The sequence below is a fragment of the Mycobacterium neumannii genome, assembly GCF_048452905.1.
GTDB lineage: Bacteria > Actinomycetota > Actinomycetes > Mycobacteriales > Mycobacteriaceae > Mycobacterium > Mycobacterium neumannii_B.
Map to the genome: position 1 here is coordinate 972 of NZ_JBCGVF010000008.1, position 25,417 is coordinate 26,388.

21 protein-coding genes, 1 other RNA gene and 2 pseudogenes are annotated in these 25,417 nt (G+C 67.4%); 12 read left to right on the forward strand and 12 right to left on the reverse strand.

The window, feature by feature from the left end; translation table 11 throughout:
• Positions 1-67 precede the first annotated feature (67 nt).
• Together AAHH99_RS22695 and AAHH99_RS22700 are read left to right on the forward strand one after the other, a co-directional pair.
• Positions 68-598 (forward strand): annotated as a pseudogene (locus AAHH99_RS22695) (HNH endonuclease); the annotation flags it as partial.
• Between the two features lie 205 nt (positions 599-803).
• On the forward strand, positions 804-1,427 hold the full coding sequence (locus AAHH99_RS22700) for an LpqN/LpqT family lipoprotein (protein WP_418770745.1): 624 nt from the start codon (positions 804-806) through the stop codon (positions 1,425-1,427).
• 396 nt (positions 1,428-1,823) lie between these two features.
• On the opposite strand, the gene AAHH99_RS22705 is transcribed toward AAHH99_RS22700, so the two are convergent.
• The 3 genes and pseudogenes from AAHH99_RS22705 to AAHH99_RS22715 form a co-directional block, all read right to left on the reverse strand.
• Complete coding sequence (locus tag AAHH99_RS22705) at positions 1,824-2,318, reverse strand: methyltransferase family protein (protein ID WP_418770746.1); 495 nt, start codon at positions 2,316-2,318, stop codon at positions 1,824-1,826.
• A 5-nt stretch (positions 2,319-2,323) separates the two neighbouring features.
• Positions 2,324-2,761 carry a VOC family protein gene (locus AAHH99_RS22710; protein WP_418770747.1) on the reverse strand — a complete coding sequence of 146 codons (438 nt, stop codon included), beginning with the start codon at positions 2,759-2,761 and terminating at the stop codon, positions 2,324-2,326.
• Between the two features lie 9 nt (positions 2,762-2,770).
• Positions 2,771-3,224, reverse strand: a pseudogene (locus AAHH99_RS22715) (helix-turn-helix transcriptional regulator).
• Between the two features lie 59 nt (positions 3,225-3,283).
• On the opposite strand from AAHH99_RS22715, the gene rnpB reads away from it, so the two are divergent.
• An RNA gene (gene rnpB / locus AAHH99_RS22720) (RNase P RNA component class A) lies at positions 3,284-3,702 on the forward strand.
• Between the two features lie 28 nt (positions 3,703-3,730).
• On the opposite strand, the gene AAHH99_RS22725 is transcribed toward rnpB, so the two are convergent.
• Positions 3,731-5,212 (reverse strand): CHAD domain-containing protein, encoded by a 1,482-nt coding sequence (locus tag AAHH99_RS22725; protein WP_418770748.1) that lies wholly within the window; start codon positions 5,210-5,212, stop codon positions 3,731-3,733.
• 76 nt (positions 5,213-5,288) lie between these two features.
• On the opposite strand from AAHH99_RS22725, the gene AAHH99_RS22730 reads away from it, so the two are divergent.
• On the forward strand, positions 5,289-6,068 hold the full coding sequence (locus AAHH99_RS22730; RefSeq protein WP_418770749.1) for an enoyl-CoA hydratase/isomerase family protein: 780 nt from the start codon (positions 5,289-5,291) through the stop codon (positions 6,066-6,068).
• Here AAHH99_RS22730 and panB read toward each other — a convergent pair.
• Positions 6,065-6,901: a 3-methyl-2-oxobutanoate hydroxymethyltransferase gene (gene panB / locus AAHH99_RS22735; RefSeq protein WP_418770750.1), complete on the reverse strand. Its 837-nt coding sequence runs from the start codon at positions 6,899-6,901 to the stop codon at positions 6,065-6,067. The genes AAHH99_RS22730 and panB overlap by 4 nt on opposite strands.
• Positions 6,902-7,061: 160 nt before the next feature.
• Here panB and AAHH99_RS22740 point away from each other — a divergent pair, with 160 nt between their 5' ends.
• From AAHH99_RS22740 to AAHH99_RS22750, 3 genes are read left to right on the forward strand one after another with little or no spacing between them, the layout of a single operon-like run.
• A complete protein-coding gene (locus AAHH99_RS22740; protein WP_418770751.1) occupies positions 7,062-8,453 on the forward strand; it encodes a WS/DGAT/MGAT family O-acyltransferase in 1,392 nt (463 codons plus the stop codon).
• 45 nt (positions 8,454-8,498) lie between these two features.
• Positions 8,499-10,016 carry an alpha/beta hydrolase gene (locus AAHH99_RS22745; protein ID WP_418770752.1) on the forward strand — a complete coding sequence of 506 codons (1,518 nt, stop codon included), beginning with the start codon at positions 8,499-8,501 and terminating at the stop codon, positions 10,014-10,016.
• 58 nt (positions 10,017-10,074) lie between these two features.
• Positions 10,075-11,604 (forward strand): alpha/beta hydrolase, encoded by a 1,530-nt coding sequence (locus AAHH99_RS22750; RefSeq protein WP_418770753.1) that lies wholly within the window; start codon positions 10,075-10,077, stop codon positions 11,602-11,604.
• Here the strand turns inward: AAHH99_RS22750 and AAHH99_RS22755 are convergent.
• Both AAHH99_RS22755 and AAHH99_RS22760 read right to left on the reverse strand, forming a co-directional pair.
• Positions 11,601-12,539 carry an acyl-CoA thioesterase gene (locus AAHH99_RS22755; RefSeq protein WP_418770754.1) on the reverse strand — a complete coding sequence of 313 codons (939 nt, stop codon included), beginning with the start codon at positions 12,537-12,539 and terminating at the stop codon, positions 11,601-11,603. The genes AAHH99_RS22750 and AAHH99_RS22755 overlap by 4 nt on opposite strands.
• A 21-nt stretch (positions 12,540-12,560) precedes the next feature.
• Complete coding sequence (locus tag AAHH99_RS22760) at positions 12,561-13,139, reverse strand: VOC family protein (RefSeq protein ID WP_418770755.1); 579 nt, start codon at positions 13,137-13,139, stop codon at positions 12,561-12,563.
• Positions 13,140-13,241: 102 nt separating this feature from the next.
• Between AAHH99_RS22760 and glnA (AAHH99_RS22765) the strand changes: the two genes are divergently transcribed.
• The 4 genes from glnA (AAHH99_RS22765) to AAHH99_RS22780 are packed head-to-tail and all read left to right on the forward strand — an operon-like array spanning position 13,242 to position 19,096.
• On the forward strand, positions 13,242-14,582 hold the full coding sequence (gene glnA, locus AAHH99_RS22765; protein ID WP_418770756.1) for a type I glutamate--ammonia ligase: 1,341 nt from the start codon (positions 13,242-13,244) through the stop codon (positions 14,580-14,582).
• 38 nt (positions 14,583-14,620) lie between these two features.
• Entirely contained in the window at positions 14,621-17,587 is a 2,967-nt protein-coding gene (locus tag AAHH99_RS22770; RefSeq protein ID WP_418770757.1) for a bifunctional [glutamine synthetase] adenylyltransferase/[glutamine synthetase]-adenylyl-L-tyrosine phosphorylase, read from the forward strand.
• Between the two features lie 16 nt (positions 17,588-17,603).
• The gene (locus AAHH99_RS22775; RefSeq protein ID WP_418770758.1) at positions 17,604-18,239 is read left to right on the forward strand and encodes a PaaI family thioesterase; all 636 of its coding nucleotides are present in this window, start codon (positions 17,604-17,606) and stop codon (positions 18,237-18,239) included.
• Positions 18,236-19,096 (forward strand): TIGR03619 family F420-dependent LLM class oxidoreductase, encoded by an 861-nt coding sequence (locus AAHH99_RS22780; RefSeq protein WP_418770759.1) that lies wholly within the window; start codon positions 18,236-18,238, stop codon positions 19,094-19,096. The genes AAHH99_RS22775 and AAHH99_RS22780 overlap by 4 nt, the downstream gene beginning before the upstream one ends.
• Here the strand turns inward: AAHH99_RS22780 and AAHH99_RS22785 are convergent.
• The 3 genes from AAHH99_RS22785 to glnA (AAHH99_RS22795) all read right to left on the reverse strand — a co-directional run bounded on the left by AAHH99_RS22785 (position 19,093) and on the right by glnA (AAHH99_RS22795) (position 22,196).
• Entirely contained in the window at positions 19,093-20,058 is a 966-nt protein-coding gene (locus tag AAHH99_RS22785) for an asparaginase (RefSeq protein WP_418771099.1), read from the reverse strand. The genes AAHH99_RS22780 and AAHH99_RS22785 overlap by 4 nt on opposite strands.
• 58 nt (positions 20,059-20,116) lie before the next feature.
• Positions 20,117-20,671 (reverse strand): DoxX family protein, encoded by a 555-nt coding sequence (locus AAHH99_RS22790; protein ID WP_418770760.1) that lies wholly within the window; start codon positions 20,669-20,671, stop codon positions 20,117-20,119.
• Positions 20,672-20,759: 88 nt separating this feature from the next.
• Complete coding sequence (glnA, locus tag AAHH99_RS22795) at positions 20,760-22,196, reverse strand: type I glutamate--ammonia ligase (protein ID WP_418770761.1); 1,437 nt, start codon at positions 22,194-22,196, stop codon at positions 20,760-20,762.
• 155 nt (positions 22,197-22,351) lie between these two features.
• Here glnA (AAHH99_RS22795) and AAHH99_RS22800 point away from each other — a divergent pair, with 155 nt between their 5' ends.
• Positions 22,352-22,834, forward strand: a complete 483-nt coding sequence (locus AAHH99_RS22800; protein ID WP_418770762.1) for an RDD family protein — start codon at positions 22,352-22,354, stop codon at positions 22,832-22,834.
• 12 nt (positions 22,835-22,846) lie between these two features.
• On the opposite strand, the gene AAHH99_RS22805 is transcribed toward AAHH99_RS22800, so the two are convergent.
• A complete protein-coding gene (locus AAHH99_RS22805) occupies positions 22,847-24,640 on the reverse strand; it encodes an amidohydrolase (protein ID WP_418770763.1) in 1,794 nt (597 codons plus the stop codon).
• A 24-nt stretch (positions 24,641-24,664) separates the two neighbouring features.
• Positions 24,665-25,417: a DUF4191 domain-containing protein gene (locus AAHH99_RS22810; protein WP_064394038.1), complete on the reverse strand. Its 753-nt coding sequence runs from the start codon at positions 25,415-25,417 to the stop codon at positions 24,665-24,667.

The following is a 25,417-nucleotide window of genomic DNA, read 5'->3' on the forward strand; positions in this document are numbered from 1 at the left end:
CGAGTCGGTGCGTGAGCTGGCGCGCAACGCTGAACTCAAGCCGGTGATCGTGCCCTCGGCCGATGACGCTGCGCGCGCCGGGTATCGTCCCGGCGCCAGGTTGACTGAGTTCTTGCAGTGGCGCGACATGACGTGTCGCTGGCCTGGATGTGACAAACCGGTGTGGGGCTGCGATGTGGACCATACGGTGCCGTGGCCCTACGGCCCGACGCATCCGTCGAACACCAAGCACTACTGCCGCATTCATCACCTGATCAAGACGTTCTACAGCGGCAGCGGTGGCTGGCGGGAAGAACAATTGCCTGACGGTACAGTCGTTCTCACCGCCCCGACCGGACACCAGTACCGATCCGAACCCCACGGGGCGAGCATGTTCCCGGTGCTGCGCCAACCCACCGGAGTGCTCGAAGTCGGGGAACCGCCACCGAGCGTTAGCGCCGAGCGGATGGCGATGATGCCGCGCCGCAGGCAAACCCGCGAACAGGTGCGCCGTGAACGCATCGACACCGAACGACGGCGACGCAGCGAACTGATCGCCGAAGAGCAACGCCAACATCAGGCGTGGCTCGCCGCGAATTACAAGCCACCGCCGTTCTGAACTCGGCGTCACGCGCATCTTGCCGGCAGGCCGATTGATCATGAAATTGATGAACCTGCCAATATTCGGTCTCCGCGGCTCTAAGCTCGTGTCCAGATCTTGCCTCGTGTTTCGGACACGCGACCGTAGGAGACAGGAGTCGATGAAAAATCTCCCTGTAGGAACGACGGCTGGTCTCTGCGCCGTTGCTCTGAGCTTTGGGCTTGTGGGCTGTGGTTCCAGCGATGAGACCGCAGCCACGACAACGACGTCGGCGACGAGCACGACCGGTACGTCGGCCGCACCCAGCCCCCAGGCCGACGACGAAGACACGATCAACGAGTACATCACCGAGAACGGGATCGCGGAGACGCCGATCAAACCGGGTGAGCCGGGAACCCCCGATTTCGATTTCCCCATTCCACCCCAATGGAGCGATGCGGGGGAGGCGACGCCGGAGTGGGCCTACGGAGCCATCGTCTACGACACCCCCAAGGACCCCAACGATCCGCCCGACATGTATGCGATCGCCTCCAAACTCACCGGCAACGTCGACGCTGCGAAAATCTTCGAGTACGCACCGGAGCAACTGGAGGACATGGCCGAGTTCAAACCATTGGGAGAACCGACGAGGAGTTCCTTCGACGGCTTCGACTCGCTTTCGTTCGCCGGCAATTTCATGGACAACGGCAAGCCGCGATTCGTCGCTCAGAAGACGGTCGTCGTGCCGGCTGCCGACGGCTTGTTCGTCCTTCAGTTGAATGCGGACAGTCCTGAGGGCGAGCAGAGCGTGGTGCTCGATGCCATCAAGGTGATCGATGAACAGACGACCATCAGGCCGCCGTCGTGATCACCGGCATCCGAGACCCGTGGACCCCGCTTACCGACGGAGACGCATCGATATGAGAATCCGGACATCGGCTCCAGCCGCCCTGTTGGCTTCGGTGTGCAGCGCCGTGCTGATCTCGTCGTCCCTCTTGACCGCGCCTGCGGCGCTTGCGCAATGTACGGCCGGCGAGGTGTGGGACCAGCGCACCGGGGTGTGCTGGGATCAGTCCCAGACCTCACTGGGGGTCTCGGGCACCGGCGGCTGGTGTAAACCGGGTCGGATCGGACTGTGCATCGCGGCTTGGCAGAATTCGCAGGTCCCTGGCGCGAACCTCAGTCCCGCCCCGCCGGCGGGCCCGGCGCCACGCTCGACTTGGCCTCGCGGTTGACGTCCGCCTAAGGCGTTACGACGGGGACATTACGACGGTGGCGTCCACGGGGTCATCCGAGGAATCCACGCGCGCACGTTTGCACCGTACGTCTCGTACTGCGCCCTATGGGTCCGCACCAGGGTGGGCTCTTCGTACCATCGCACGAACGACGCGGTGACTGCCCATGCGATCGCGGCATACAACACCAGCCACAGGTTGGCGAAAAGCACTGCCTGGCCGAGGATCGCGACGATCAGACCGACGTACATCGGGTTCCGGACGAACCGGTTGAACCCGGTCACGACCAGCCGCTGGGTCGGCGCGACGGGCATGGGTGTGCCGCCTGCCCTGACGAATTCGGCGAACGCGTGGATGGGTGGGATCAGGCCGGCGACGAACACGATCCCGCCCAACACCACGCGCCACGCCGGAGCGTCGGAAAGCTCCCAGCGCGTGATCAACCACGGGCCGACCCCGACGACTGTGCCGGGCGCGACCACGAAGAAGGCAGCCGAGGCGACCGCAGCGGTGCTGGTCCGCACGTGCGCTACCCCGTGATGGCCGAGATGTCCGCAAGTTGGGTCAGGCGCACGTCGTTGCCCGACGGATCGCGGAATCCACAGTCGATGCCGTAGGGCATTTCGTGGGGTTCCTCCGTGAACTCGACTCCGCGCGAACGTATTTCCTCGTAGGAGGCCTGGCAGTTCTCCGTCGTGAGAAACACGGTGCCCGCGAAACCTTTAGCGGTCAGGTCCAGTACCTGCTTACGGGTCGGCTCGTCCATGACCGGTTCACCGGGTACGGCCATCAGCACGATCGACACGTCGTCCTGGCCCGGCGGTCCGACAGTCAGCCATCGAAAGATGCCGTCGACATCGGGCAGCGAAACATCTTGCCGCACTTCCATACCGACCTTCTCGGTCCAGAACCTCAGTGCGGCTTCTTGGTCATGCACCCACAGGTGGGCGCTTGCGATTCTGATCATGGCTTGACGCTACGGCCGTCCGGCGTTCTTCGTCTTCTCCCCGTGTGCTGTCTTGGGCACGCGGCTGTCGGCGGGCGGCCGGGTGTCGCGTTTGAGGATGCAACTCGGAACCCGGGCATGGACGGCCGCCAGCGGAAGGCTCGCGCGGTACGCGGCTGGCGGCAGCCCGTACACCCGGGCGAAGCTGCTGGTGAACGACCCCACGCTCTGCAGCCCCACCATCACGCAGATATCGGCGACCGAGCGGTCGGTGTAGCGCAGCAGCGCGGCCGCGCGTTCCAGGCGGCGGGTCTGCGGGTAGGCCCGCGGCGTCTCGCCGAAGGTGCGGGTGAACATCCTGCTGAAGTGCGCGCGCGACAGCCCGGCGGCCGCGGCGAGGTCGTCGACCGTGATCGCCTCGGCGTACCGCGCGTCCACCAGATCCTTGGCGCAGCAGATAGCGCGCCGGAGGCACCTGCGCCATGCGCCAAGTATGTCGAACTCGCGGAACAGCGGCGACACCCAGTACGTTGAATCCGCGGATGAGTTGGCTGGGCGGCCGCGGGATCCAGGTTCACCTGGATTTCGAGGAAAGTCCGGACTTCACAGAGCAGGGTGATTGCTAACGGCAATCCGAGGTGACTCGCGGGAAAGTGCCACAGAAAACAGACCGCCACCACCGGGTCTTCGGACTCGGGGAGGTAAGGGTGAAACGGTGCGGTAAGAGCGCACCAGCATTCCGGGTGACCGGAGTGGCTAGGCAAACCCCACCCGAAGCAAGGCCAAGAAGGCCGCAACCTGGTTGCGGCCGCGCAGGCGCCCGAGGGTTGCTCGCCCGAGCCTGCGGGTAGGCCGCTCGAGGCACCCGGCGACGGTGTGTCCAGATGGATGGTCGCCACCTCGCCGCCGCGGTCAGCCGCGGTGGTGCGGGACAGAATCCGGCTTACAGGCCAACTCATCCGCCCCCTGGCCGGGCGAGCCGCTTGGGGGTCAGCGTGCCTTGCGCACCGCCTTGGCAAGCTTCTTGAGCGCGCCGTCCAACTGCTTGCGCGAGCGGTGCGCGAGCTCCTCCTCCATCCGGAAGAGCAGACCGTACGTGAACGTGTCCTCGCCCGCGGCGTGCGCGGCGTCGGCCTGTTGACTGAGGTGGGTCCTGCTGACGACGCTGTCCTGGTGGTCACCGAGCAGCGACTGAATGCTCTTGGCTCGATCCGAGACCTTGGACTCGCCGGTCGCCGCGGCGGTGTAGCGAAGACGTTTGGCGCCCTTACGAATTCGATGCAACGCCTCGTCTTTGTCGTCGTCGGCTTCGGCGGCGGCAGCAGCCTTCGCCGCTTTGCGCACCCGCTTGTAGGCCGCGTCGATCGTCGCCTGGGTACGCTCGTCCTCGTCCTGCGACAGCGCCGGCCCGGCGGCGACCAGCCCTTCGAGCGCGTCGAGCAGCCGGAAGTAACGCTGCGAACGCATGGCGATCAGCGACCGGCGCAGCCCGGCCGCATAGCGTCGGTTGGCCCCGTCGACCAGCCGCTCCCGCACCGGCCCGCGGACCAACTCCGCCGGCAGCTCGTCGAGGGCCTCCTCGTAGCGTTCGGCCAGCACTTCTGCGTCGCGCGCCACTCCCAGAATTGCGGCCAGTTGCTTGAGCTCGTCGAGAATCCAGGCGTCGTCGGAGATGCCGAACGCATCCCGGGAGGTCTGCAGCAGACTGCGGATCTTGCGCGTCGTCACCCGCATCTGGTGCACCGAGTCCGGCACGTCGGCGCGCACTGCGCGGTCCCACTCGATCAGCTGCTCGACCTGTTCGGCCACCGCACGGTGCACGGCGTCGCTCGATGCGGAGGCAGTCTCCGGCGCTGACGATTCCGTCAACACCCGCGCCAACTTCGAACCGCTGGCCGCGGCTTCAGCGCCGGCGTCGATCAGCCGGTTCGACAGTCGGTCGAGCAGTTCCCGGTTGGCGCCGTCGGTAAGTTCGAGTTCCCATTCGCGCCACGCCTGCTCCGGGCCGCCCGGTTCGGCCGACGCCGTCACCTGGTCGTCGCAGAACTCCGCGACCGGCCTCCCGTCGGGACCGTAGAGCATGTTGACGGTGCGCCGGGTCGAGATTCGCGCGACGGGACGCAGCGGATGGTCGCGCACGATGGCCATCACGATGTCGCGCAGCGCCTCGGGCACCTCGTTCTCATCGCCGAGGGGCTCCCTGACCTCCGTGCGGGCGTCGGATCCCGCGGGGAGTTTGAGATGCCATCCTTCGTCAGGCCCGCCGGTGCGCCTGCGCAGCGTGATGCGCCGCGCCGCGAGGTCGTGATCGGGGGTGTCGAAGTACACCGCCTCCATATGGTGCGCAGGCGATCCTTCGACACGGGCCACCGCCGACAACCCTTCGAACGACGGTGACACGGTCGATTCGCCGACGTCGAACTTGCGCTCGACCTCCAGATGCCGAGTGGACTTGTCGCTGGATTTGCCCATGGTGCGAGACAGATTGCCACATGCAGGTGAACACCGGGGGGACGGATGCCGAGGACGAAGAAGATAGTGTCCCTCTGTGACCGAATACGAAACTCTGACCTTCGAGCAGACCGGTGCCATCGCCCGCATCACGCTGAATCGGCCGGATGCCGCAAACGGCATGAACGGCACCATGACTCGTGAGCTGGCCGCGGCCGCCAAGCAGTGCGACACCGATGCGACCAAGGTCGTGGTGCTCACCGGGTCGGGCCGGTTCTTCTGCGCCGGTGGAGATTTGAAGGACTTCGCATCGGCGCCGGATCGCGGCGCGCATATCAAGGGCGTCGCCGACGATCTGCACCGGGCGATTTCGACGTTCGCCCGGATGAACGCGGTCGTGATCACCGCCGTCAACGGCACCGCGGCCGGCGCGGGGTTCTCGCTCGCGGTGACCGGCGATCTTGTGCTGGCCGCCGAGTCGGCATCGTTCACGATGGCATACACCCGCGTCGGCCTGAGCCCCGACGGCAGCGCGTCCTACTACCTTCCGCGGCTCATCGGGATCACCAAGACCAAGGAACTCATGCTCACCAACCGCACCCTCACGGCCCAGGAGGCCTCGCAGTGGGGCCTGGTGACCGAGGTGGTCCCCGACGCCGAACTGGCCGACCGGGCCTCGAAGCTGGCCGATCAGATGGCGGCCACCTCGGCCGGTTCCAACGGTGGGGTCAAGCAGCTGCTGTTGGGAACGTTCGGCAACGGGCTCGAGGAACAGATGGAACTCGAGGGACGGCTGATCGCCGCCCGCGCTGTCTCCAACGACGGCCGAGAAGGCGTCGACGCCTTCCTGGCCAAGCGAAAAGCCGAGTTCGCCTAGAAGGAGTGCTCGTCGGCGGGGAACACCCCGCTGGCCACCTCGTCGGCGTATTGCTCTGCGGCGCGGCGTAATTCGCCGCCGACATCGCCGAAGCGCTTCACGAACTTCGCGGTCTTGCCGTTGGTCATACCGGCCATGTCCTGCCACACCAGCACCTGCGCGTCGCAGTTCGCGCCGGCGCCGATGCCGATGGTGGGGATCGTCAGCTTGCCGGTGATCTGAGTGGCCAGTTCGGCGGGCACCATCTCCATGACGACGGAGAACGCGCCTGCTTCCTGCACGGCGATGGCGTCGTGGATGGTCTGCTCGGCGGCGTCGCCGCGGCCCTGGACCCGGAAGCCGCCCAGACCGTTGACGCTCTGCGGGGTGAAGCCGATGTGGGCCATCACGGGGATGCCCGCCGCGCTCAGCGTTGCGATCTGCTCGGTCACGCGCTCGCCGCCCTCGAGCTTGACCGCATGCGCACCGGTCTCCTTCAGGAAGCGGGTCGCGGTGGCCAGTGCCTGTTGGGGCCCGCCCTCGTAGCTGCCGAACGGTAGGTCGGCCACGACCAGCGCGTGCGGCGCACCGCGCACGACGCCGCGTACCAGCGGAATCAGCTCGTCGATCGACACGGGCACGGTGGTGTCGTAGCCGTAGACGACGTTGGCGGCCGAATCGCCGACCAACAGCACCGGGATGCCAGCGTCGTCGAAGACGCGGGCGGTGGAGTAGTCGTAGGCCGTGAGCATGGCCCATTTGTGGCCTTCGGCCTTCCACTTCTGGAGGTGCAGGGTGCGGACCTTCATGCGTGGTTTGGCCTCGGCAGCCCCGTATACGGTCTGCTCAGACATCGTTGTCCCCCAATTGGGTGGATCGGGTCGAATCCTCGAGGCCGAAATCGGTCCCCGGGTTCGCTGACGCCCCTCAGTCTGCCACTCTGTGCGCGAGATGTTGAAAGGCCTGTTGAGTGGATTTGCTCACACCCGCCGTCACCGGGCATAGCATTCCGACATGCAACGGCTCAGCGGACTCGACGCCAGCTTCTTGTACCTCGAGACCGCGCAGCAGCCGCTGCATGTGTGTTCGATCCTCGAACTGGACACCTCGACGATGCCCGGCGGCTACACGTTCGACCGGTTCCGGGACGAGTTGAACATGCGGATCAAGGCGATGCCGGAGTTCCGCGACAAGCTGGCCGACAGCCGGTTCAACCTCGACCATCCGGTGTGGGTGGAGGACAAGGACTTCGACGTCGACCGCCATCTGCATCGCATCGGCCTGCCCGCGCCTGGCGGCCCCCGCGAGCTCGCAGAGATCTGCGGACATATCGCATCGCTGCCGCTCGACCGCAGCCGCCCGCTGTGGGAGAAGTGGGTGATCGAGAACATCGACGGAACCAACCCGCAGGACGGCGGGCGTCTAGTGGTGATGACGAAGGTGCACCACGCAGGCGTCGACGGCGTCACGGGCGCGAGCATGATGTCGCAGCTGTGCAGCACCGAACCCGACGCGCCACCACCGGACCCCGTCGACGGTTCCGGCGACGCGAGCTCACTGGAGATCGCGGTCTCCGGTGCGGTCAAGTTCGCCACCCGGCCGCTGAAGCTGGCCAGCGCGGTGCCCATGACCGTCTCCTCGGTGGTCGACACGGTCCGTCGCGCCCGCTCCGGCCTCTCGATGGCGCCGCCGTTCGCCGCCCCGAGGACGGTGTTCAACATGAACGTCACCGGGCACCGCAACGTCGCGTTCGCGCAACTGGATCTCGAGGACATCAAGACCGTCAAGAACCACTTCGGGGTCAAGGTCAACGACGTGGTGATGGCGCTGGTCTCCGGCGTGCTGCGCAAGTACCTCGCCGACCGCGGCCAACTGCCGCAGAACTCCCTCGTCGCGATGGTGCCGGTCTCCGTCCACGACAAGTCCGACCGGCCCGGGCGCAACCAGGTGTCGGGGATGTTCTCGCGGCTGGAGACCCACATCGAAGATCCGGCGGCCCGGCTGAAATCAATCGCCGAGGCGAATTCGGTTGCCAAACAACATAGTTCGGCGATCGGGGCGACTCTGCTGCAGGACTGGACACAGTTCGCCGCCCCGGCGGTGTTCGGTGTCGCGATGCGCGTCTACGCCTCGAGTCGGCTGAGCGGCGCGCGGCCGGTGCACAATCTCGTCATCTCCAACGTTCCCGGTCCGCAGGTGCCGCTGTACTACCTGGGCTGCGAGGCCAAGGCGATGTATCCGCTCGGGCCGATCTTCCACGGGTCGGGTCTCAACATCACCGTGATGTCGCTGACCGGGTCGCTGAACGTCGGCATCGTGTCCTGCCCGGAGTTGCTGCCCGACCTGTGGGAGATGGCCGACGACTTCTCCGCCGCCCTCGACGAGCTGTTGGCCGCCACGCGATAGCGCCCTAGCCAGCGGCGATGAGGGTTCATGGCAGCATGTTGAGCCATGAACGCCAAGATCGGGGTCTTCGCGACCACTGTGCTGCTCGCGGCCACCGGATGCAGCCAAGTGGTCGACGGCCGCGCCGTCGTCGCGGTGCCGCCACCAGGCACCCCGATCGAATGGGCCAAATGCCAGACCGAACAGTCCGACGAGTCGCGGATTCCGGCCGACGCCGAATGCGGCATGCTGTCGGTCCCAGTCGACTACGACGAGCCCGACGGAGACGTCGCCCGCATCGCGATGGTCCGGTTCAAGGCCACCGGCGACAAGATCGGCTCGCTGATCATCAACCCCGGGGGGCCGGGGGAGTCCGGTGTGGAGGCCGCCGCGAGCATCGTCGGCTCGCTGCCGGAGTCGGTGCGCCAGCGCTTCGACCTCGTCGGCTTCGATCCCCGTGGCGTCGCGAACTCCACCCCGGCGCTGTGGTGCAACTCCGACGCCGACAACGACCGGCTGCGCGCCGAACCCCAGGTCGACTACTCCCCGGAGGGGGTCGCCGAGATCGAGAAGGAGACCAAGGAGTTCGTCCAGCGCTGCGAGGACAAGATGGGCAAGGAGTTCCTCGCCAACGTCGGGACCGTCAACGTGGCCAAGGATCTCGAGGCGATGCGCCAAGCGCTCGGTGACGAGAAACTGACCTACCTCGGCTACTCCTACGGCACCCGCATCGGCGCCACCTACGCCGAGAACTACCCGGACAAGGTGCGCGCGATGGTCCTCGACGGGGCGGTCGATCCCAACGCCGATCCCACCGAGGCCAACGTCCGCCAAGCCGCGGCCTTCCAGACCGCGTTCAACGACTACGCCGCCGACTGTGCGCAGAACCCCGCCTGCCCGCTGGGCACCGACCCGGCGAAGGCCAACGACGTCTACCACAGCCTGGTCGACCCGTTGGTGGAAAAGCCGCTGCGAACGCGGGATCCGCGGGGGCTGAGCTACTCCGACGCCATCGTCGGGACCATCCTGCCGCTGTACTCGCCGGACCTGTGGCGGCACCTGACGCAGGCGCTCAGCGAGATGGAGCGGGGCGCCGGTGACACCATGCTCGCGCTGGCCGATCTCTACATGGGCCGCGACGCGCAGGGCCACTACAACAACTCGACCGACGTGCGGGTCGCGGTCAACTGCGTGGACAAGCCCGCCGTCACCGACCGCGCGAAGGTCGTCGAGGAGGACCGGCGGGTGCGCGAGGCGGCGCCGTTCATGAGCTACGGCGAGTTCACCGGGCACGCACCGTTGGGCACGTGCGCGTTCTGGCCGGTGCCGCCGACGAGCGAACCGCACGAGCTCCAGGTGGAGGGGCTGCCCCCGACGCTCGTGGTGTCGACGACCAACGATCCCGCGACGCCGTACCAGGCAGGTGTGGAGCTGGCCAAGCAACTGGGTGGGACTCTGGTGACGTTCCAGGGCACCCAGCACACCGTGGTGTTCCAGGGCAACAACTGCGTCGACGACATCGCGGCCAACTACCTCGTCGACCTGACGCTGCCGCCGCCCGACACCACCTGCTCCTCGGACTGATCACAGCCGGGTCACCGTTGTATCGCGGGTGACGACGCCGCGCGGTCGGCGTGGAACCATGTCACCCATGTGGCGGGTGGGGCGGATGGTGTCGGCGCTTGCGCTGGTGTCCCTCGTCGCCTGCCCGGTGGGTTCGGCGTCACCTCAAGGCCAGGCCACCAGGGCATACGGGCAGCCGCCGGTGTGGAGCGGATGCGAGTCCTTCGTCCCCGACGCGACAAAGGCGAACGCGATCCCGACCGCGCGCTGCGGAACGGTGTCGGTGCCCGTCGACTACGCCAAACCCGAAGGTGCACAAGCGCGTTTGGCCGTCATCCGCATACCGGCCAGCGGCGACAGGATCGGTGCGCTTGTGGTCAATCCCGGAGGGCCGGGGGCGTCGGCCGTCGACACCGTCGTGGGCATGGGCGCCGCGCTGGCCGGCTCGGAGATCGCCAGCCGGTTCGATCTGATCGGCATCGACCCCCGCGGCGTCGGGCACTCCACCCCGGAGCTGCGCTGCCGCACCGACGCCGAGTTCGACGCCTTCCGCCGCGAACCGCTTGCCGACTACAGCCCGGCAGGCGTCGCGCACATCGAGGGCCTCCACGAGCAGTTCGTCCGGTCGTGCGTCGACAACATGGGTGTCGACTTCCTGGCGAACGTCGGCACCGCCACCGCGGTCCGCGATATGGACGTCGTCCGGGCAGCGTTGGGGCAGAACGAGATCAGCTATCTCGGGTTCTCCTACGGCACGCGCCTCGGAGCGGCATACGCCGAGCGCTACCCCGAACGGGTCCGGGCCATGGTGCTAGACGGTGCGGTCGATCCACTGGCCGATCCGATCGAGGGCCGGATCCGTCAGATGGCCGGTTTCCAAACGGCGTTCAACGACTATGCCAAGGACTGCGCGAAGTCGGCCGGGTGTCCGCTGGGGACCGACCCGGCGCGGTTCGTCGAGCGCTACCACCAGTTGGTCAACCCGCTTGTGCAGCAGCCCGGCCGCACCTCCGACCCGCGCGGGCTGAGCTACCAGGACGCGATCACCGGAACAGTGAACGCCCTTTACTCGCAGCGCTATTGGAAGCTCCTGACCAGCGGTCTGCTCGGGTTGCAGCGCGGAACCGACGCGGGAGACCTGTTGCTACTCGCCGACGACTACCAGGGCCGCGACGGGTCCGGGCGGTACACCAACCAGCAGGATGCGTTCACCGCGATCGGGTGTGTCGATGCTCCGTATCCGTCTGATTCCGCAGCCTGGGCCGAAGTGGACCGCCGGGTCCGCGAGGTCGCGCCGTTTCTGTCTTACGGCGGGTTCACCGGGTCCGCACCGCGCGACGTCTGCACGATGTGGCCGGTGCCGCCGACGTCGACGCCGCACCCCGCTTCGTCACCGGGGCCCGGCAAGGTCGTCGTCGTCTCCAGCACCCGCGACCCGGCGACGCCGTACCAGGCCGGCGTCGACCTGGCCCGCCAGATGGATGCGCGCCTGATCACCTTCGAGGGCACCCAGCACACCGTGGTGTTCAGCGGCGACGCCTGCGTCGATGCAGCGGTGGTCGACTTCCTCGTCGATTCGATCCCTCCGCCGCAGGGCCTGAAGTGCTAGCCCCCGGGAATCGGCCGGATCAGCACCTCTTGTGACGTGCTCGCCACCGCGCGACCCACGGCGTCCCGGATGGACCCACGAATCAACGCGCGGTGGCCGCTGAGCGCCACCGCTTGCTGGGTGTACAGATGCCACTCGTCGAAGCGGACGGGCCGGTGCAGCCAGAGGGAGTGGTCGAGGCTGACCGCCGCGATCGAGGCGTAATCGGTGGGGTGCGGGTGATTGCGTAATGCCATGTCCAACAGCAGGTAATCGCTCGCATACGCGAGCATCGCCGTGTGCAACGCGGGTTCGTCGGCGATGGGCCGGGGCAATCGCATCCAGTGCGACCGGGGTTGCGGCGTTTGCCCGCCGCCCAGAAAGTTCGTCGGTTCGGCGATGCGCATCTCCAGCGCGGGCGGGACGTCGATCCAGTTCTGCACCCTCGGTCTCAGGTGCGGCGGCGCCCGGTGCACCCAGTGCTGCAGTAGCGGCATCTCCTCGGGCGCGGGGGTCTGGTCGGGCGTGTGGTCGAGTTCGGGTTCGGCTGCGTTGCTGTGGAATGACACCAGAGCGGTGAGCAGGGTCCGGTCGCCCTGGGCGATGCAGATCTGTCGCGTCGCCATCGACCGCCCGTCCCGGACGACGTCGACCGCGATGTCGACCGGGGTGTCGGAGGCGCCGGTCTGGACGAAGTAAGCGTGCAGGGAGTGCGGTAAATGCTCGTCGACGGTGCGCGAGGCCGCGGATACGGCCTGCGCGAGCAGCTGGCCACCGAAAATGCGGCCGAAGCGATCGCGCTCGTTACCCGCCCGGAACCGGTTGTCGCCCAACGGCTCGAGATCCAATGCGCGTTCGAGTGCGTCGAGCGATGCGAGCACCGACGTCTGAAGCGCGCTCCCGGCCAGCGGGCCCGTCAGATCGGTGAGGGAGGCGGTCTCGTCGGCAGCCGTCACGCGGTGGATCCTGCCAGATGCTCACCCGATGCCACTGGGATCGGGCACGCGGTAGCCGTCGCGGGTCACAATGCGCACCGGGTCGCTGCCATCCCAGCCCGCGCAGGTGTCGGAGATGGCGCGCAGGTGGTCGAGGAAGGTGGGTGGGGCCTCCACGACCTCGGTGTAGAACCCGAAGTCGGCGACGGTGTCGATATAGGCCACCCGGAATCCGCCACCCATGCTCTGCGCTGCCGGCGGATAGCCGAGCGCCGCGAAGTGTGCCGTCTTGGCGTCATAATCGGTCGTCAGCGTCGCGATCTGATGGATGGAACTGGTCCCCCCGCGGCTCCACTCCGAGTAGATGCTCGGAGTGTCGCAGTGCTGCTGGATCAGTTCGATCTGCACCGGACCAGCCTGCGCGACCGCTACCTGGAGTCGGACGGTGCGGATTTCGCCACCGTATTCGACGTGCTGTTCGACGACGGGCAGCACCTGGAAGGGGCCGACCCGGAACGTGCGGGCCCACGCGGCAGCCGCGGCGAGGACGTCGTCGACGACATGGCCGAGCTGAAAGAACCGAAATTCGCCGTCGGGCCATGGCTGCTCGAACAGGACCATGCGCACGATCATGGCACCGGCGACGCGCTCATCTGTTGATGAACCCCACGAACGCAGCCGCCGTGTAACACCGATTTAACAGCCGGTGCCTACGCTGCGATCATGGATCGGCAGAAGGAATTCGTGCTGCGCACGCTGGAGGAACGCGACATCCGCTTCGTCCGGCTGTGGTTCACCGACGTGCTCGGATACCTCAAGTCGGTCGCGATCGCCCCGGCCGAACTCGAAGGCGCCTTCGAAGAGGGGATCGGGTTCGACGGCTCGTCGATCGAGGGCTTCGCCCGGGTCTCGGAAGCCGATATGGTGGCCCGCCCCGACCCGTCCACCTTCCAGGTGCTGCCGTGGGCCGACGGTTCGGGCCGACATCATTCGGCCCGGATGTTCTGCGATATCACCATGCCCGACGGCTCCCCGTCGTGGGCGGACTCGCGTCACGTGCTGCGCAGGCAGTTGGCCAAGGCCAGCGATCTCGGGTTCTCCTGCTACGTCCATCCGGAGATCGAGTTCTTCCTGCTCAAGCCCGGCGAGGACGACGGCACCCCGCCCGTGCCCGCCGACAACGGCGGCTACTTCGACCAGGCCGTGCACGATTCGGCGCCCAACTTCCGCAGGCACGCCATTGACGCGCTCGAGCAGATGGGCATCTCGGTCGAGTTCAGCCACCACGAAGGCGCGCCCGGCCAGCAGGAGATCGATCTCCGCTACGCCGATGCGCTGTCGATGGCCGACAATGTGATGACGTTCCGCTACGTCGTCAAGGAGGTCGCGCTCGGGGACGGGGTGCGGGCGTCGTTCATGCCCAAGCCGTTCGCCGAGCATCCCGGTTCGGCCATGCACACGCACATGAGCCTGTTCGAGGGCGACACCAACGCGTTCCACAGCCCCGACGACCCGCTGCAGCTCTCCGACGTCGCCAAGTCGTTCATCGCCGGGATCCTCGAACACGCCAAGGAGATCAGCGCCGTCACCAACCAGTGGGTGAACTCCTACAAGCGCCTCGTACACGGCGGTGAGGCGCCGACGGCGGCGTCCTGGGGTGCGGCGAACCGCTCGGCGCTGGTGCGGGTGCCGATGTACACCCCGCGCAAGGCGTCGTCGCGGCGCGTGGAGGTGCGCAGCCCCGACTCGGCGTGCAACCCCTACCTGACCTTCGCGGTGCTTTTGGCCGCGGGGCTGCGCGGTATCGAGAAGAGCTACGTGCTGCCTGCCGAGGCCGAAGACAACGTGTGGACGCTGACCCCCGAAGAGCGCAGCGCGATGGGCTTTAAGGAGCTTCCCGGCAGCCTCGGCGTCGCGCTCGAGCAGATGGAGAACTCCGAACTCGTCGCGGAGGCATTGGGCGAGCACGTCTTCGACTACTTCCTGCGCAACAAGCGCGCCGAGTGGGAGAACTACCGCAGCCACGTCACACCGTTCGAGCTGAAGGCCTATCTGTCTCTGTAGGTGGTTAGCCGACATAGGTGCTGCGCTACCTTTTAGGCGTGGCCAAACCAGCGACGCAGCGTCCGAAGCTGCCGAGCGCAGGCCGGTTGGGGCTCGTCGAACCCACCGCGCCCGCAGAACTCGATCTGTTGGGTTGGAACACCGACGCGCACGTGGAGCTTCTGTGGTCGCTGTCGCGTGCCCCCGATGCCGACACCGCGCTGCGCACGATGGTCCGGTTGGCCGAGGCGTTGGGCGATGGCTGGGACGAACTCAACCGGGCTCTGCTTACCGACAAAAGCCTGCGGGGCCGGCTGTTCAGCCTGCTGGGTTCCTCGTTGTCCCTCGGGGACCACCTCATCGCGACTCCGGAGAACTGGCGGTTGCTCGCCGGTGACGTCGCCCTGCCGACCCGCGACACGCTGCGCGAGATGTTCGTCGCGCTGGCCGACGAAGCATCCGACACGTCGACCGCGCTGCAGCCGCTGCGCAAGCTCTACCGCGACCGGGTGCTGGTGCTGGCCAGCCTGGACCTGGCGCCGACAGTGGAGAACGAACCGGTCCTGCCCTTCCCGACCATCGGCGAGCACCTGTCGGACCTCGCCGACGCGGCACTGGCCGCCGCGCTGCACCTCGCGATCAAGACGACCGGGGGTGAGTCGCCGCCCCGGATCGCGATCATCGCGATGGGCAAATGCGGTGCGCGCGAACTGAACTACGTCAGCGACGTCGACGTCATCTTCGTCGCCGAGCCCGCCGACGCGTTGGCGACCCGGGTGGCGGGCGAGCTGATGCGGTTCGCCGCCGACGCGTTCTTCGAAGTCGATGCCGCGCTACGGCCCGAAGGCAAACACGGCCAGCTGGTGCGCACGCTGGACTCGCACGTCGCCTACTACGAGCGCTGGGCCAAGACGTGGGAGTTCCAGGCGTTGCTGAAGGCGCGGCCGGCCGCGGGCGACCCCGAGCTCGGTCAGGCCTACGTCGACGCCCTGATGCCGATGGTGTGGACGGCCAGCGAGCGCGAGGACTTCGTCCCCGAGGTGCAGGCGATGAGGAGGCGGGTCGAGGAACTCGTACCCGCCGGGCAACGGTCGCGGGAGATCAAACTGGGCACCGGCGGGCTGCGCGACGTCGAATTCGCCGTGCAGCTCCTGCAATTGGTGCACGGCCGCAACGACGAGCGCCTGCACGTCTCGTCGACGGTGGCCGCGCTGGCCGCACTCGGTGAACGCGGATACGTCGGGCGCGACGACGCCGCCAACCTGACCGCGTCGTATGAATTCCTGCGACTGCTCGAGCACCGGCTACAGCTGCAGCGGATGGTGCGCACCCACCTGCTTCCCGACGAGGACGACGACGAGTCGCTGCGCTGGCTGGCCAGAGCCGCACATGTGCGGCCCGACGGCACACGCGACGCGCTTGGCATGCTGCGCGAAGAGCTCAAGCGCCAGAGCCTACGGGTGTCGCGGTTGCACGAAAAGCTGTTCTACCAACCGCTTCTGGAATCCGTCGGGCAACCGGCGCTGAGCATTTCCGACGGTATGACGCAGGCGGCCGCCGAACGGCAGCTGGCCGCACTGGGCTACGAAGGCCCGCAGAGCGCATTGACACACCTGGCCGCCCTGACGGGGAGCAGTGCCCGCCGCGGGCGCGTGCAGCAGGTCTTGTTGCCGACGCTGCTCAACTGGCTGTCGGACACCCCCGACCCCGATGCGGGGCTGCTGTCCTACCGCCGCATCAGCGATGCGCTGTCCGAACAGCGGGGGTTCCTGGCGACGCTGCGCGACGAGGGCGCCGTCGCCAAACGCCTCATGCAGGTCCTCGGCACGTCGGCCTACGTTCCGGAGTTGCTCATGCGGGCCCCGGAAGTCATCCAGTCCTACGCCGACGGCCCCGACGGGCCCAAGCTGCTCGACGCCGAACCCGACGCGGTGGCGCGCGCGCTGGTCGCCTCGGCCGCAAGGTATTCCGACCCGCAGCGGGCGATCGCGGCGGCGCGTACATTGCGCAGGCGTGAGCTCGCGCGCATCGCCTCGGCCGACCTGCTCGGCATGCTCGAAGTCACCGAGGTGTGTCGCGCGCTGACCTCGGTGTGGGTGGCAGTGCTGCAGGCCGCGCTGGACGCGGTGATCCGCGCCCAGACAACCGACAAGGGTCCGCTGGCCCGCATCGCGGTGATCGGTATGGGCCGGCTGGGCGGGGGCGAGCTGGGCTACGGCTCGGACGCCGACGTGATGTTCGTGTGCGAACCCGAAGAGGGCGTTGAGGAATCGGCCGCGGTGAAGTGGGCGGTGACGGTCGCCGAGCAGGTGAGGTCTCTGCTAGGGACACCGAGTTCGGATCCGCCGCTGGAGGTCGACGCGAACCTGCGGCCGGAGGGTCGCAACGGTCCGCTGGTGCGCACCCTGTCCTCGTATCAGGCGTACTACGAGCGCTACGCGCAGACGTGGGAGGTGCAGGCGCTGCTTCGGGCCCACCGCGTGGCAGGCGATCTGGACCTGGGGGAGCGGTTCCTGTTGATGATCGACAAGATTCGCTACCCACCCGGCGGGGTGTCGGCCGAAGCGGTGCAGGAGATCCGGCGGATCAAGGCTCGGGTGGACGCCGAACGGCTGCCGCGGGGAGCCGATCCGAATACGCACACCAAACTCGGGCGCGGAGGCCTCACCGACATCGAGTGGACGGTGCAGCTGCTGCAGTTGCGCTACGCGCACAAGGTGTCCGCGCTGCACAATACGTCGACGCTGCAGTCGCTGAACGCGATCGGCGCCGCCGAGCTGATCGCCGAGGGCGATGTCGAACTGCTGCGTCAGGCCTGGCTGACCGCGACGGCGGCACGTAACGCGTTGGTGCTGGTGCGCGGCAAGCCGACCGATCAGCTGCCAGGGCCGGGGCGCCAGCTCAACGCCGTGGCGGTGGCCGCCGGTTGGGACAGCGATGACGGAGGCGAGTTCCTCGACAACTACCTGAGGGTGACAAGGCGGGCAAAAGCCGTCGTGCGCAAGGTTTTCGGTGGCGAGACATAGTGGATAGGCACAACCGATGAGCATGGATTTCGGGTTCGATGTGATCACCGACGAGGAGTACGAGCGCCAGCGCGCGCTGTACGGTCCGCTGACCGAGGCGGTGCGCCGACTGATCTATGCGAGCCTGCACACCGAGATCGACGAATCGGCCGTCGCGGATGCTCAGGCCAAGATCGAGGCCGCCACACAGATCCTCGAGAGCACACAGCGACCGGTGTCCTCGACCCTGCGGCACGAGGCCACCGGCCGTCCGCTGGCGTGGGCTAATCCCGCTGTGGGACTGCGTAATGCAATCGCACCGCCGATGGTGATCCACCACGAACCGGACGGTCGCTGCTGGAGTGAGTTCACGCTGAGCGGGGCCTATGAGGGGCCGCCGGGGTGGGTGCACGGCGGCATCTGCGCGTTGGTGCTCGACCATCTGCTGGGCGAGGCCGCCAGCGACGGTCTGACCCAGCCGAAGTTCACCGGCACGATCTCGCTGCGTTATCTGCGCGGCACACCGCTGGGACCGCTGCGTGCGGAGGCGTTCGTGGAACGGTCCGAGGGGGTCAAGACGTTCGCCCGCGGATATCTGCTCGACGCACAGGGGCCCACGGTGGAGGCTGAAGGTGTGTTCATCCAGCCGGCGTGGGCGAGGGACGCCGGATGAAGTTCTATGTCAGCCTGGCTTTCCTCGACACCGCGGAGGTCGTCGAGATCGCCAAGGCGGCAGACGATCTCGGCTACGAAGGCCTCGGCATCCCGGATCACGTCGTCAACCTCGAGACGTTGGAGACGCCGTACCCCTACACCAAGGACGGCAGCAGGCGCTGGGAGGCGTTCACCGACTGGCCCGATCCGTGGGTGCTGATCGGCGGGCTGGCCCTCGTCACGTCACGGTCGCGGTTCGTCACCACCGTGTATCTGCCCGCGATGCGCGACCCGTACTCGGCCGCGAAGGCGATCGGCACGGCGGCCGTCCTGGCGGGCGGCCGACTCGAACTCGGCATCGGCGTCGGCTGGTGCGAGGAAGAGTTCACGCTGATGGGTCAGCAGTTCGCGCGGCGCGGTAAGCGCACCGACGAGATGCTCGACCTGATGAAGGAACTCTGGAAACCGGGCTGGACGGAGTTCGACGGGGAGTTCTACACGACGCCGAAGCTGGAGATGGAGCCGACACCGCCGCCGATCCCGGTGTACGTCGGCGGGCTCTCCGACATCGCGCTTCGCCGCGCGGCGCGCCACGACGGCTGGATCGGCGACCTGATCACCACCGACCGTGCCCTGGAACGCGTCGCCAAGCTGCGCGAGCTACGCGCCGAAAACGCTTTGCCCATGGACGGTTTCGAGGTGCTGACCCCGCTGACCGACGCGTTCACCCCTGATCACTTCGACCGCGCGGAGGCCGGCGGCATCACCGGCATCATCACCATGCCGTGGATGTTCTACGCTGGCCCGCAGGCTTCGTTGGCCGAGAAGATCGACGGGATGAAGCGGTTCCGCAAGGATCTTCGGCTCGACAGCTAGCCCCAGCGAGCGATCACATCGCCCACCGGTTGGCCCGCGGCCAGCGCCGCCATCACCAGCACCCTGGCCTGACTGGGCCGAAGGTTCGGCACCATTACCGCTCCCGCCTTGACCATGTCGTCGCCGGGTCCGTACGCGGCTTCGACGGGACCGTTCGGAACGCGGGTAGAGATCGCGAACGCGACGCCGGCAGGCGCATGCCGACGGACCGCGTCCACCACGCCCTCGCTGGCGTTCCCGGAACCCAACGCCTCCACCACGATTCCGCGGGCACCCGATGCGACGGCGGCGTCGATCGGTCCTGGCCCATCGCCCGGATAGGCCGCGACGATGTCGACGCGCGGCGCGTTGCCCGCGGAAACCTCGGCGATGAACGGGCGTCGCGCCGGCTGGGTCAGGGTGAACGTGTCGCCGCCCACCGTGCCGATCGGTGCGCCCGCGAACGCCGACAGAATCGCGGTGTCCACCTTGCGGGTGCCCAGTGCCTGAAACACGGTGCCGTCGAACGCGATCAACACACCTTGCTCGCGAGCGGCCGGGCTGGCCGCGACGGTCAGTGCGTCCCGCAGGTTCTTGGGCCCGTCGGCGTCGGGGGCGTCGGAGGACCGCTGCGCACCGGTCAACACGATCGGCGGGCCACCGCGGTACGTGACGTCCAGCCACATCGCGGTGTCCTCCATGGTGTCGGTGCCGTGCGTGATGACCACGCCGTCGGCGCCGTTGGCCACCGCGTCCTTGGCGGCACCGCCGATCGCGTCCCAGTCCGCGGGGGTCAGCTGCGAGCTGTCCTTCTGCATCAGATCGACAATCTCGACGTCCAGCCCGGCCGCGAGCTCCTCACCGCCGAGGGTCGGCCGCCGCACACCGCTGGCGTCGGTGCTCGTCGAGATCGTGCCGCCGGTGGTGATGACGACCAGGCGCGCGTTCTGGGCACCGGCCGGCGAGGCCGCCGGGCCGAGCATGCTCGTCACCGTCGCGACCGCTACCGCGGCCGCCAGAAGTCCTCCGCGCATCTGCGCGTCACCGCCGAAAGCGGCTCAGCAGACCGCGACGCCGAACCGGCCCAGCGGTGGCGGCTGGCGCAGCAGTGGTGGCTGGTGCGGCTGTGCCGGTGACCACGCGTCCGGGCGCCGCGGCACCGACTCGGGTGCGGCGCCGAGCGTCGGCCGACCAGGCACCCGCCCCCGTCGTCGCCAGCAACAGGAACGCAAAGCAGTACAGGATCGCCGCCTCGCCGCCGTTGCCGCCCATCTGCGCATCGAACGGCCAGAAGCTGGCGGCCGGGCCTTCCAGCGGCGGCCAGTGCATCCAGAAGTACGCGACGGCCATATGGCCGGCGGCGATGAACGCGGCGATCCGTGTGAACAGACCGACGGTGATCAGCAGGCCCGCCACGAATTCGATCAGTCCGGCCCACCACGCGGGCCAGGTTCCGACCGGTACGGCAGCACCGAGGGGCCAGCCGAAGAGCTTCATCGAGCCGTGCAGCGTGAAGAGCAGACCGAAGATGATCCGGAAGATGCTCAGAACAGGTGAGGAGTATCTGGCAAGACGGGCATCGAAAGTGGACGTCATGCGCGTTTACCCTACGCGCAGACGCACTTCGGGCCGGGCGATTTGACTCGCCCGGCCCGAAGTGTCGACTGATGTTTACCCGGTTCGGTTACACGTCGAAGTACAGCGCAACCTCGTACGGGTGCGGCCGGATCTGGATCGGCAGGATCTCGTTCTCCCGCTTGTAGGAGATCCAGGTCTCGATCAGATCCTCGGTGAACACCCCGCCCTCGGTGAGGTAGTCGTGGTCCTCTTCGAGCTTGTCGATGACCGCCGACAGCGAGGTGGGCGCCTGCGGGATGTTGGCGGCCTCTTCCGGGGGCAGCTCGTAGAGGTCCTTGTCGACCGGCGTCAGCGGCTCGATCTTCTTCTTGATCCCGTCGATGCCTGCCATCAGCATCGCCGCGAACGCCAGGTACGGATTGCCCGAGCTGTCCGGGCAGCGGAACTCGAGACGCTTGGCCTTCGGATTGTTGCCGGTGATCGGGATACGCACACACGCCGACCGGTTGCGCTGGCTGTACACCAGGTTGATCGGCGCCTCGTAACCCGGCACCAGACGCTTGTAAGAGTTCACCGTCGGGTTGGTGAACGCCAGCAGCGACGGCGCGTGGTGCAGGATTCCGCCGATGTAGTGGCGGGCGAGGTCGGACAATCCCGCGTAGCCGGACTCGTCGTGGAACAGCGGCTGGCCGTCCTTCCACAGCGACTGGTGCGCATGCATACCGGATCCGTTGTCCCCGAACAGCGGCTTGGGCATGAACGTGACCGTCTTGCCGGCCTGCCACGCGGTGTTCTTGATGATGTATTTGAACAACAGCACATCGTCGGCCGCATGCAGCATGGTGTTGAACTTGTAGTTGATCTCGGCTTGGCCCGCGGTGCCGACCTCGTGGTGGCCACGCTCGAGAACGAAGCCCGCGTTCTGCAGGTTGGTCGCCATCTGGTCACGCAGGTCGACGTAGTGGTCGTATGGCGCGACGGGGAAGTAGCCGCCCTTCGGCCGGACCTTGTAGCCGCGGTTGGGACTGCCGTCGGCCTCCAGCGGCTCACCGGTGTTCCACCAGCCCGACTCCGAGTCCACCTCGTAGAAGGTGCCGTTGATCCGCGAGTCGAAGGTCACAGAGTCGAAGATGTAGAACTCGGCCTCGGCGCCGAAGTACGCGGTGTCGGCGATGCCAGTGCTGGCCAGGTAGTTCTCCGCCTTGCGTGCGACGTTGCGGGGATCGCGCGAGTAGGCCTCGCGGGTGAACGGATCGTGCACGAAGAAGTTCATGTTCAGCGTCTTGGCGGCGCGGAACGGGTCGATGCGTGCGGTCTCGGGATCCGGAAGCAGCATCATGTCGGACTCGTGGATCGACTGGAAGCCGCGGACCGACGAGCCGTCGAAGGCCAGGCCGTCCTCGAAGACGTCCTGGGTGAAGGCCGAAGCCGGGATCGAGAAGTGCTGGACGACGCCGGGCAGATCACAGAATCGGATGTCGACGTACTCGACTTCCCCGTCCTTGATGAGCTTGAGAATGTCGTCGGCCGTCTTTTCTGCCACTGAGTTGTCTCCTTTATCCAGTAACTCGCGCGTTGACGCTAAGGACACGATGTTGCACGGTCGTCAACCGAATGTTGCGCTGAAGTTACGCAATCACATCAGGGCCAGACGCAGGCGGCCAATGGACTTCTTTTCAGTCCCATATCCTTCAGTGTATGGCCCGCACACTCGGGTCCTGGCTGTCGGGACCGGATCCGACCAGCGACGCGGGACCCAACGACTATCCCGGCAAGCGCCTCGGTCTACCGGAGACCGGCCCGGGGTCCATCGCCCGGTTCGGCAGGCGAATCGGCGCGCTGATGCTCGACTGGTTCATCGCATACGGGCTGGTGGGGCTCGCCGTGAACCTCGGATTCATCAGCAAGGACGCTTTCCTGTACTCACCGCTGGGGTCGACGTCCATCGCGGCGGTGTGGCTGGTGCTCGGCATCGTCTCGGTGCGGTTGTACGGCTTCACCCCCGGGCAGTGGGCGCTGGGGCTGCGGGTCGCCTCGGTCGACCATCGCCAGCACGTCGGCGTCGGCCGTGCCGCGGTGCGCGGGCTGCTGGTGTTCTTCGTCATACCCGCGCTGTTCACCGACAGGGACTTCCGCGGCTACCAGGACCGCTTCAGCAACACGGCGGTGGTCCGGCGCTGACGGCGGCCGACGTCACGCCTCGTGGCGGATCTGACCGTTCATCATCGTCATCGTGACGTCCGCCCTGGCGATGTCGTGCGGGTCGATCGCGAAGATGTTCTCGCTCACGACGACCATGTCCGCGAGCTTGCCGACCTCGAAGGAACCCACCTTGTCGTCCATCCGGATCTGATAGGCAGCGCCCAGCGTATTGGCGTGCACCGCCTCAGCGACCGTCAGCCGTTGGTCCGCTGGCGTCAGCACCGGCGCCTCGGGCTGGCCGATCAGCTGACGGGTGACGCCGATCTGGATCGCGTCGAGCGGTTTGTAGGTCGAGAAGTAGCCCGCGGCCGGCCAGTCGGTGCCCAGCGAGATACGCCCGCCCGACTTCAACACGTCTTGGGGGCGATACATCAGGTCCTGGCGTGGTGGCCCGTAGCGGGCGGCCATGTTCTGCAGCGTGTCCGGATCGGCGGACATCCAGTTGGCCGAGAACTGGGCCACGACGTCGAGTTCGCCGAAGCGCCGACTGTCGGGGTCCTCGACGTAGACCAGGTGCGCGATCGCGTGCCTGCGGTCGCGCGGGGGATTGGCGGCCGCGGCGCGCTCGATCGCATCGAGGACGACGCGGGCGGTGCGTTCCCCGCAGGCGTGCACATGCACGTCGAAACCCGCGGCGTCGATCTGACCGATGAGCTGGTGCCACTGCTCTTCGGTGAACGGGGATCCACCGGTGGAGTCGGGTTTGTCCGCGTAGGGCTCGATGAGCCATGCGGTGTATCCGCCCTGGGTTCCGTCGCCGACGATCTTGACTATGTCGGCGCGTACCAGGTCGGTCGAGAACCGATCCCTGATGTCGGTCATCGCCTGTACGACGTCGTCCACCGGCGCCGACCGCACGCTGTAGGAGGCGACCACGCGGAACGGCAGCTGTCCGCGGTTCTCGACGTCGGTGTAGAGGCCGATCAGCGCGCCCTGATCGGAGCCGATGGGTGGCACGCCGGCGTCGAACACCGACGTGATGCCGGCCGCGGACGCCTTCGGCAGCCATTCTTCGAGCAACCGCCCCATGGTCTCCGGTGCGATCGGCTCGATCGCGTCGACGAGACCGAGAACGGCGTTGACCTCGAGCACATATCCGGTCGGATCGCCGTTGCCGTCGCGTGCGTAATAGCTGAACCCAGGGATCGGATCGGGGGTGACGCGGCCGACGCCTGCGATCTCGAGCGCCTTGCTGTTGGCCCAGAGGCTGTGCCCGTCGATGGCGAAAAAGAAGCCCGGCCGGTCGGGCAGCACGCGGTCGAGGTCGGCGCGATTAGGTCCGTCGGGACCGAAGATGTCGACGCGCCAACCGAATCCGCGCACCGGTCCGGTCGGATTCTTTTTCGCGTACCGCTCGATCGAGGCCAGCGCGTCCGCGCCCGTGGGCACCTGCAGGTCGACACCCGAGGTGAGGAAGGCGCCGAGGAACGGGTGGGTGTGACCCTCGACGAAGCCGGGCATCAGCAGCCGGCCCTGCAGATCGACCACCCGGGTGTCGGGACCGACGAGCGCCATCGCGCCCGCCTCGTCGCCGACGTGGGTGATCGTATTGCCCCGCACCGCCACCGCCTGCGCCCACCGCGCCGGGCCAGCGACGGTGTAGATCGGGCCGTTGCGGAAGACGTAGTCGGCGACGCCGTCGGCAGCCGTGGTCTCGGAGCCGGCCCCGGACGGGTCACTCAGAGAGCAGGCGCTGGCTGCGGTCGCGGCGAGGACCACCGCGCCCGCGCGCAAGACGGTGCGTCGATTCGCGAAATAGCCTGCCCATTCACATGCGGTGCACATACCGCGTGTCCGGCCGGAGCTGCCCTACCGCCGCCTCACCGTGCGCTGCACGCCCCGCATCTTGGCCTGCGCCGGCAGCGGGCCCTTGGGCATCGCGGCGGGCCCGACCTTGGTGCCCAACGCGGCCAACCGGGACTCCAGCGCGTCCAACTGCTTGACGGTGATGTTCGCTGGCAGCTTGTTCAGGTGGCGCTCCAGTTTGGCCAGCGGTACTTCACCCTCGCCGTTGCCGATGATGACGTCATAGATCGGGGTGTCGCCGACCAGCCGAGCGGTGCGTTTCTTCTCCTGCGCCAGCAGCGGTCGCACGCGCGACGGCGACCCCTCGCCGACGAAGATGACGCCCGGCCTGCCGATCACCCGGTGCACCGCGTCGAAGTGGCCGGTCGCCGCGACACCGGGCGTCACCCGCCACTTACCCCGCATGTTGTCCAGCGCCCAGGCCGCGGCGCCCGTCTGCCCCTCGGCCTTGCTGTACACCGACTTCTGCGCGCGCCTGCCGAAGATGATGAACGCGACCAGCGCCCCGAGCACGATGCCCAGAGGAATCATCATGTAGGTGGTGAAGCCGCCCGCGAAGATGCCGAGCGCCACCGAAGCGGCGACGATCAGCACGAATGCGCCGATCATGTACGGCAGCAGACGCTTGTCCTCTTTGCGCTGAATCTGGAAAGCCTGCCACAGCTGGCTGCGGCGCTGCTTTGACGCCGCCTTACGGGCCGCCTTGGCTTCGGCCTTCGCAGCCTTCAGTGCCTTCGGATCGCGGGTTTTCGCCAT

Excerpts from the sequence above, each read along its gene's own strand:
- AAHH99_RS22750 (WP_418770753.1), top strand. The coding sequence starts at position 10,075 with ATGTCACCCATGTGGCGGGTGGGGCGGATGGTGTCGGCGCTTGCGCTG.
- AAHH99_RS22790 (WP_418770760.1), bottom strand. The coding sequence starts at position 20,671 with ATGACGTCCACTTTCGATGCCCGTCTTGCCAGATACTCCTCACCTGTT.
- AAHH99_RS22745 (WP_418770752.1), top strand. The coding sequence starts at position 8,499 with ATGAACGCCAAGATCGGGGTCTTCGCGACCACTGTGCTGCTCGCGGCC.
- AAHH99_RS22740 (WP_418770751.1), top strand. The coding sequence starts at position 7,062 with ATGCAACGGCTCAGCGGACTCGACGCCAGCTTCTTGTACCTCGAGACC.
- AAHH99_RS22775 (WP_418770758.1), top strand. The coding sequence starts at position 17,604 with ATGAGCATGGATTTCGGGTTCGATGTGATCACCGACGAGGAGTACGAG.
- panB (WP_418770750.1), bottom strand. The coding sequence starts at position 6,901 with ATGTCTGAGCAGACCGTATACGGGGCTGCCGAGGCCAAACCACGCATG.
- AAHH99_RS22725 (WP_418770748.1), bottom strand. The coding sequence starts at position 5,212 with ATGGGCAAATCCAGCGACAAGTCCACTCGGCATCTGGAGGTCGAGCGC.
- AAHH99_RS22800 (WP_418770762.1), top strand. The coding sequence starts at position 22,352 with ATGGCCCGCACACTCGGGTCCTGGCTGTCGGGACCGGATCCGACCAGC.
- AAHH99_RS22810 (WP_064394038.1), bottom strand. The coding sequence starts at position 25,417 with ATGGCGAAAACCCGCGATCCGAAGGCACTGAAGGCTGCGAAGGCCGAA.
- glnA (WP_418770756.1), top strand. The coding sequence starts at position 13,242 with ATGGATCGGCAGAAGGAATTCGTGCTGCGCACGCTGGAGGAACGCGAC.
- AAHH99_RS22760 (WP_418770755.1), bottom strand. The coding sequence starts at position 13,139 with ATGGTCCTGTTCGAGCAGCCATGGCCCGACGGCGAATTTCGGTTCTTT.
- AAHH99_RS22710 (WP_418770747.1), bottom strand. The coding sequence starts at position 2,761 with ATGATCAGAATCGCAAGCGCCCACCTGTGGGTGCATGACCAAGAAGCC.
- AAHH99_RS22780 (WP_418770759.1), top strand. The coding sequence starts at position 18,236 with ATGAAGTTCTATGTCAGCCTGGCTTTCCTCGACACCGCGGAGGTCGTC.
- AAHH99_RS22785 (WP_418771099.1), bottom strand. The coding sequence starts at position 20,058 with ATGCTCGGCCCGGCGGCCTCGCCGGCCGGTGCCCAGAACGCGCGCCTG.
- AAHH99_RS22805 (WP_418770763.1), bottom strand. The coding sequence starts at position 24,640 with ATGTGCACCGCATGTGAATGGGCAGGCTATTTCGCGAATCGACGCACC.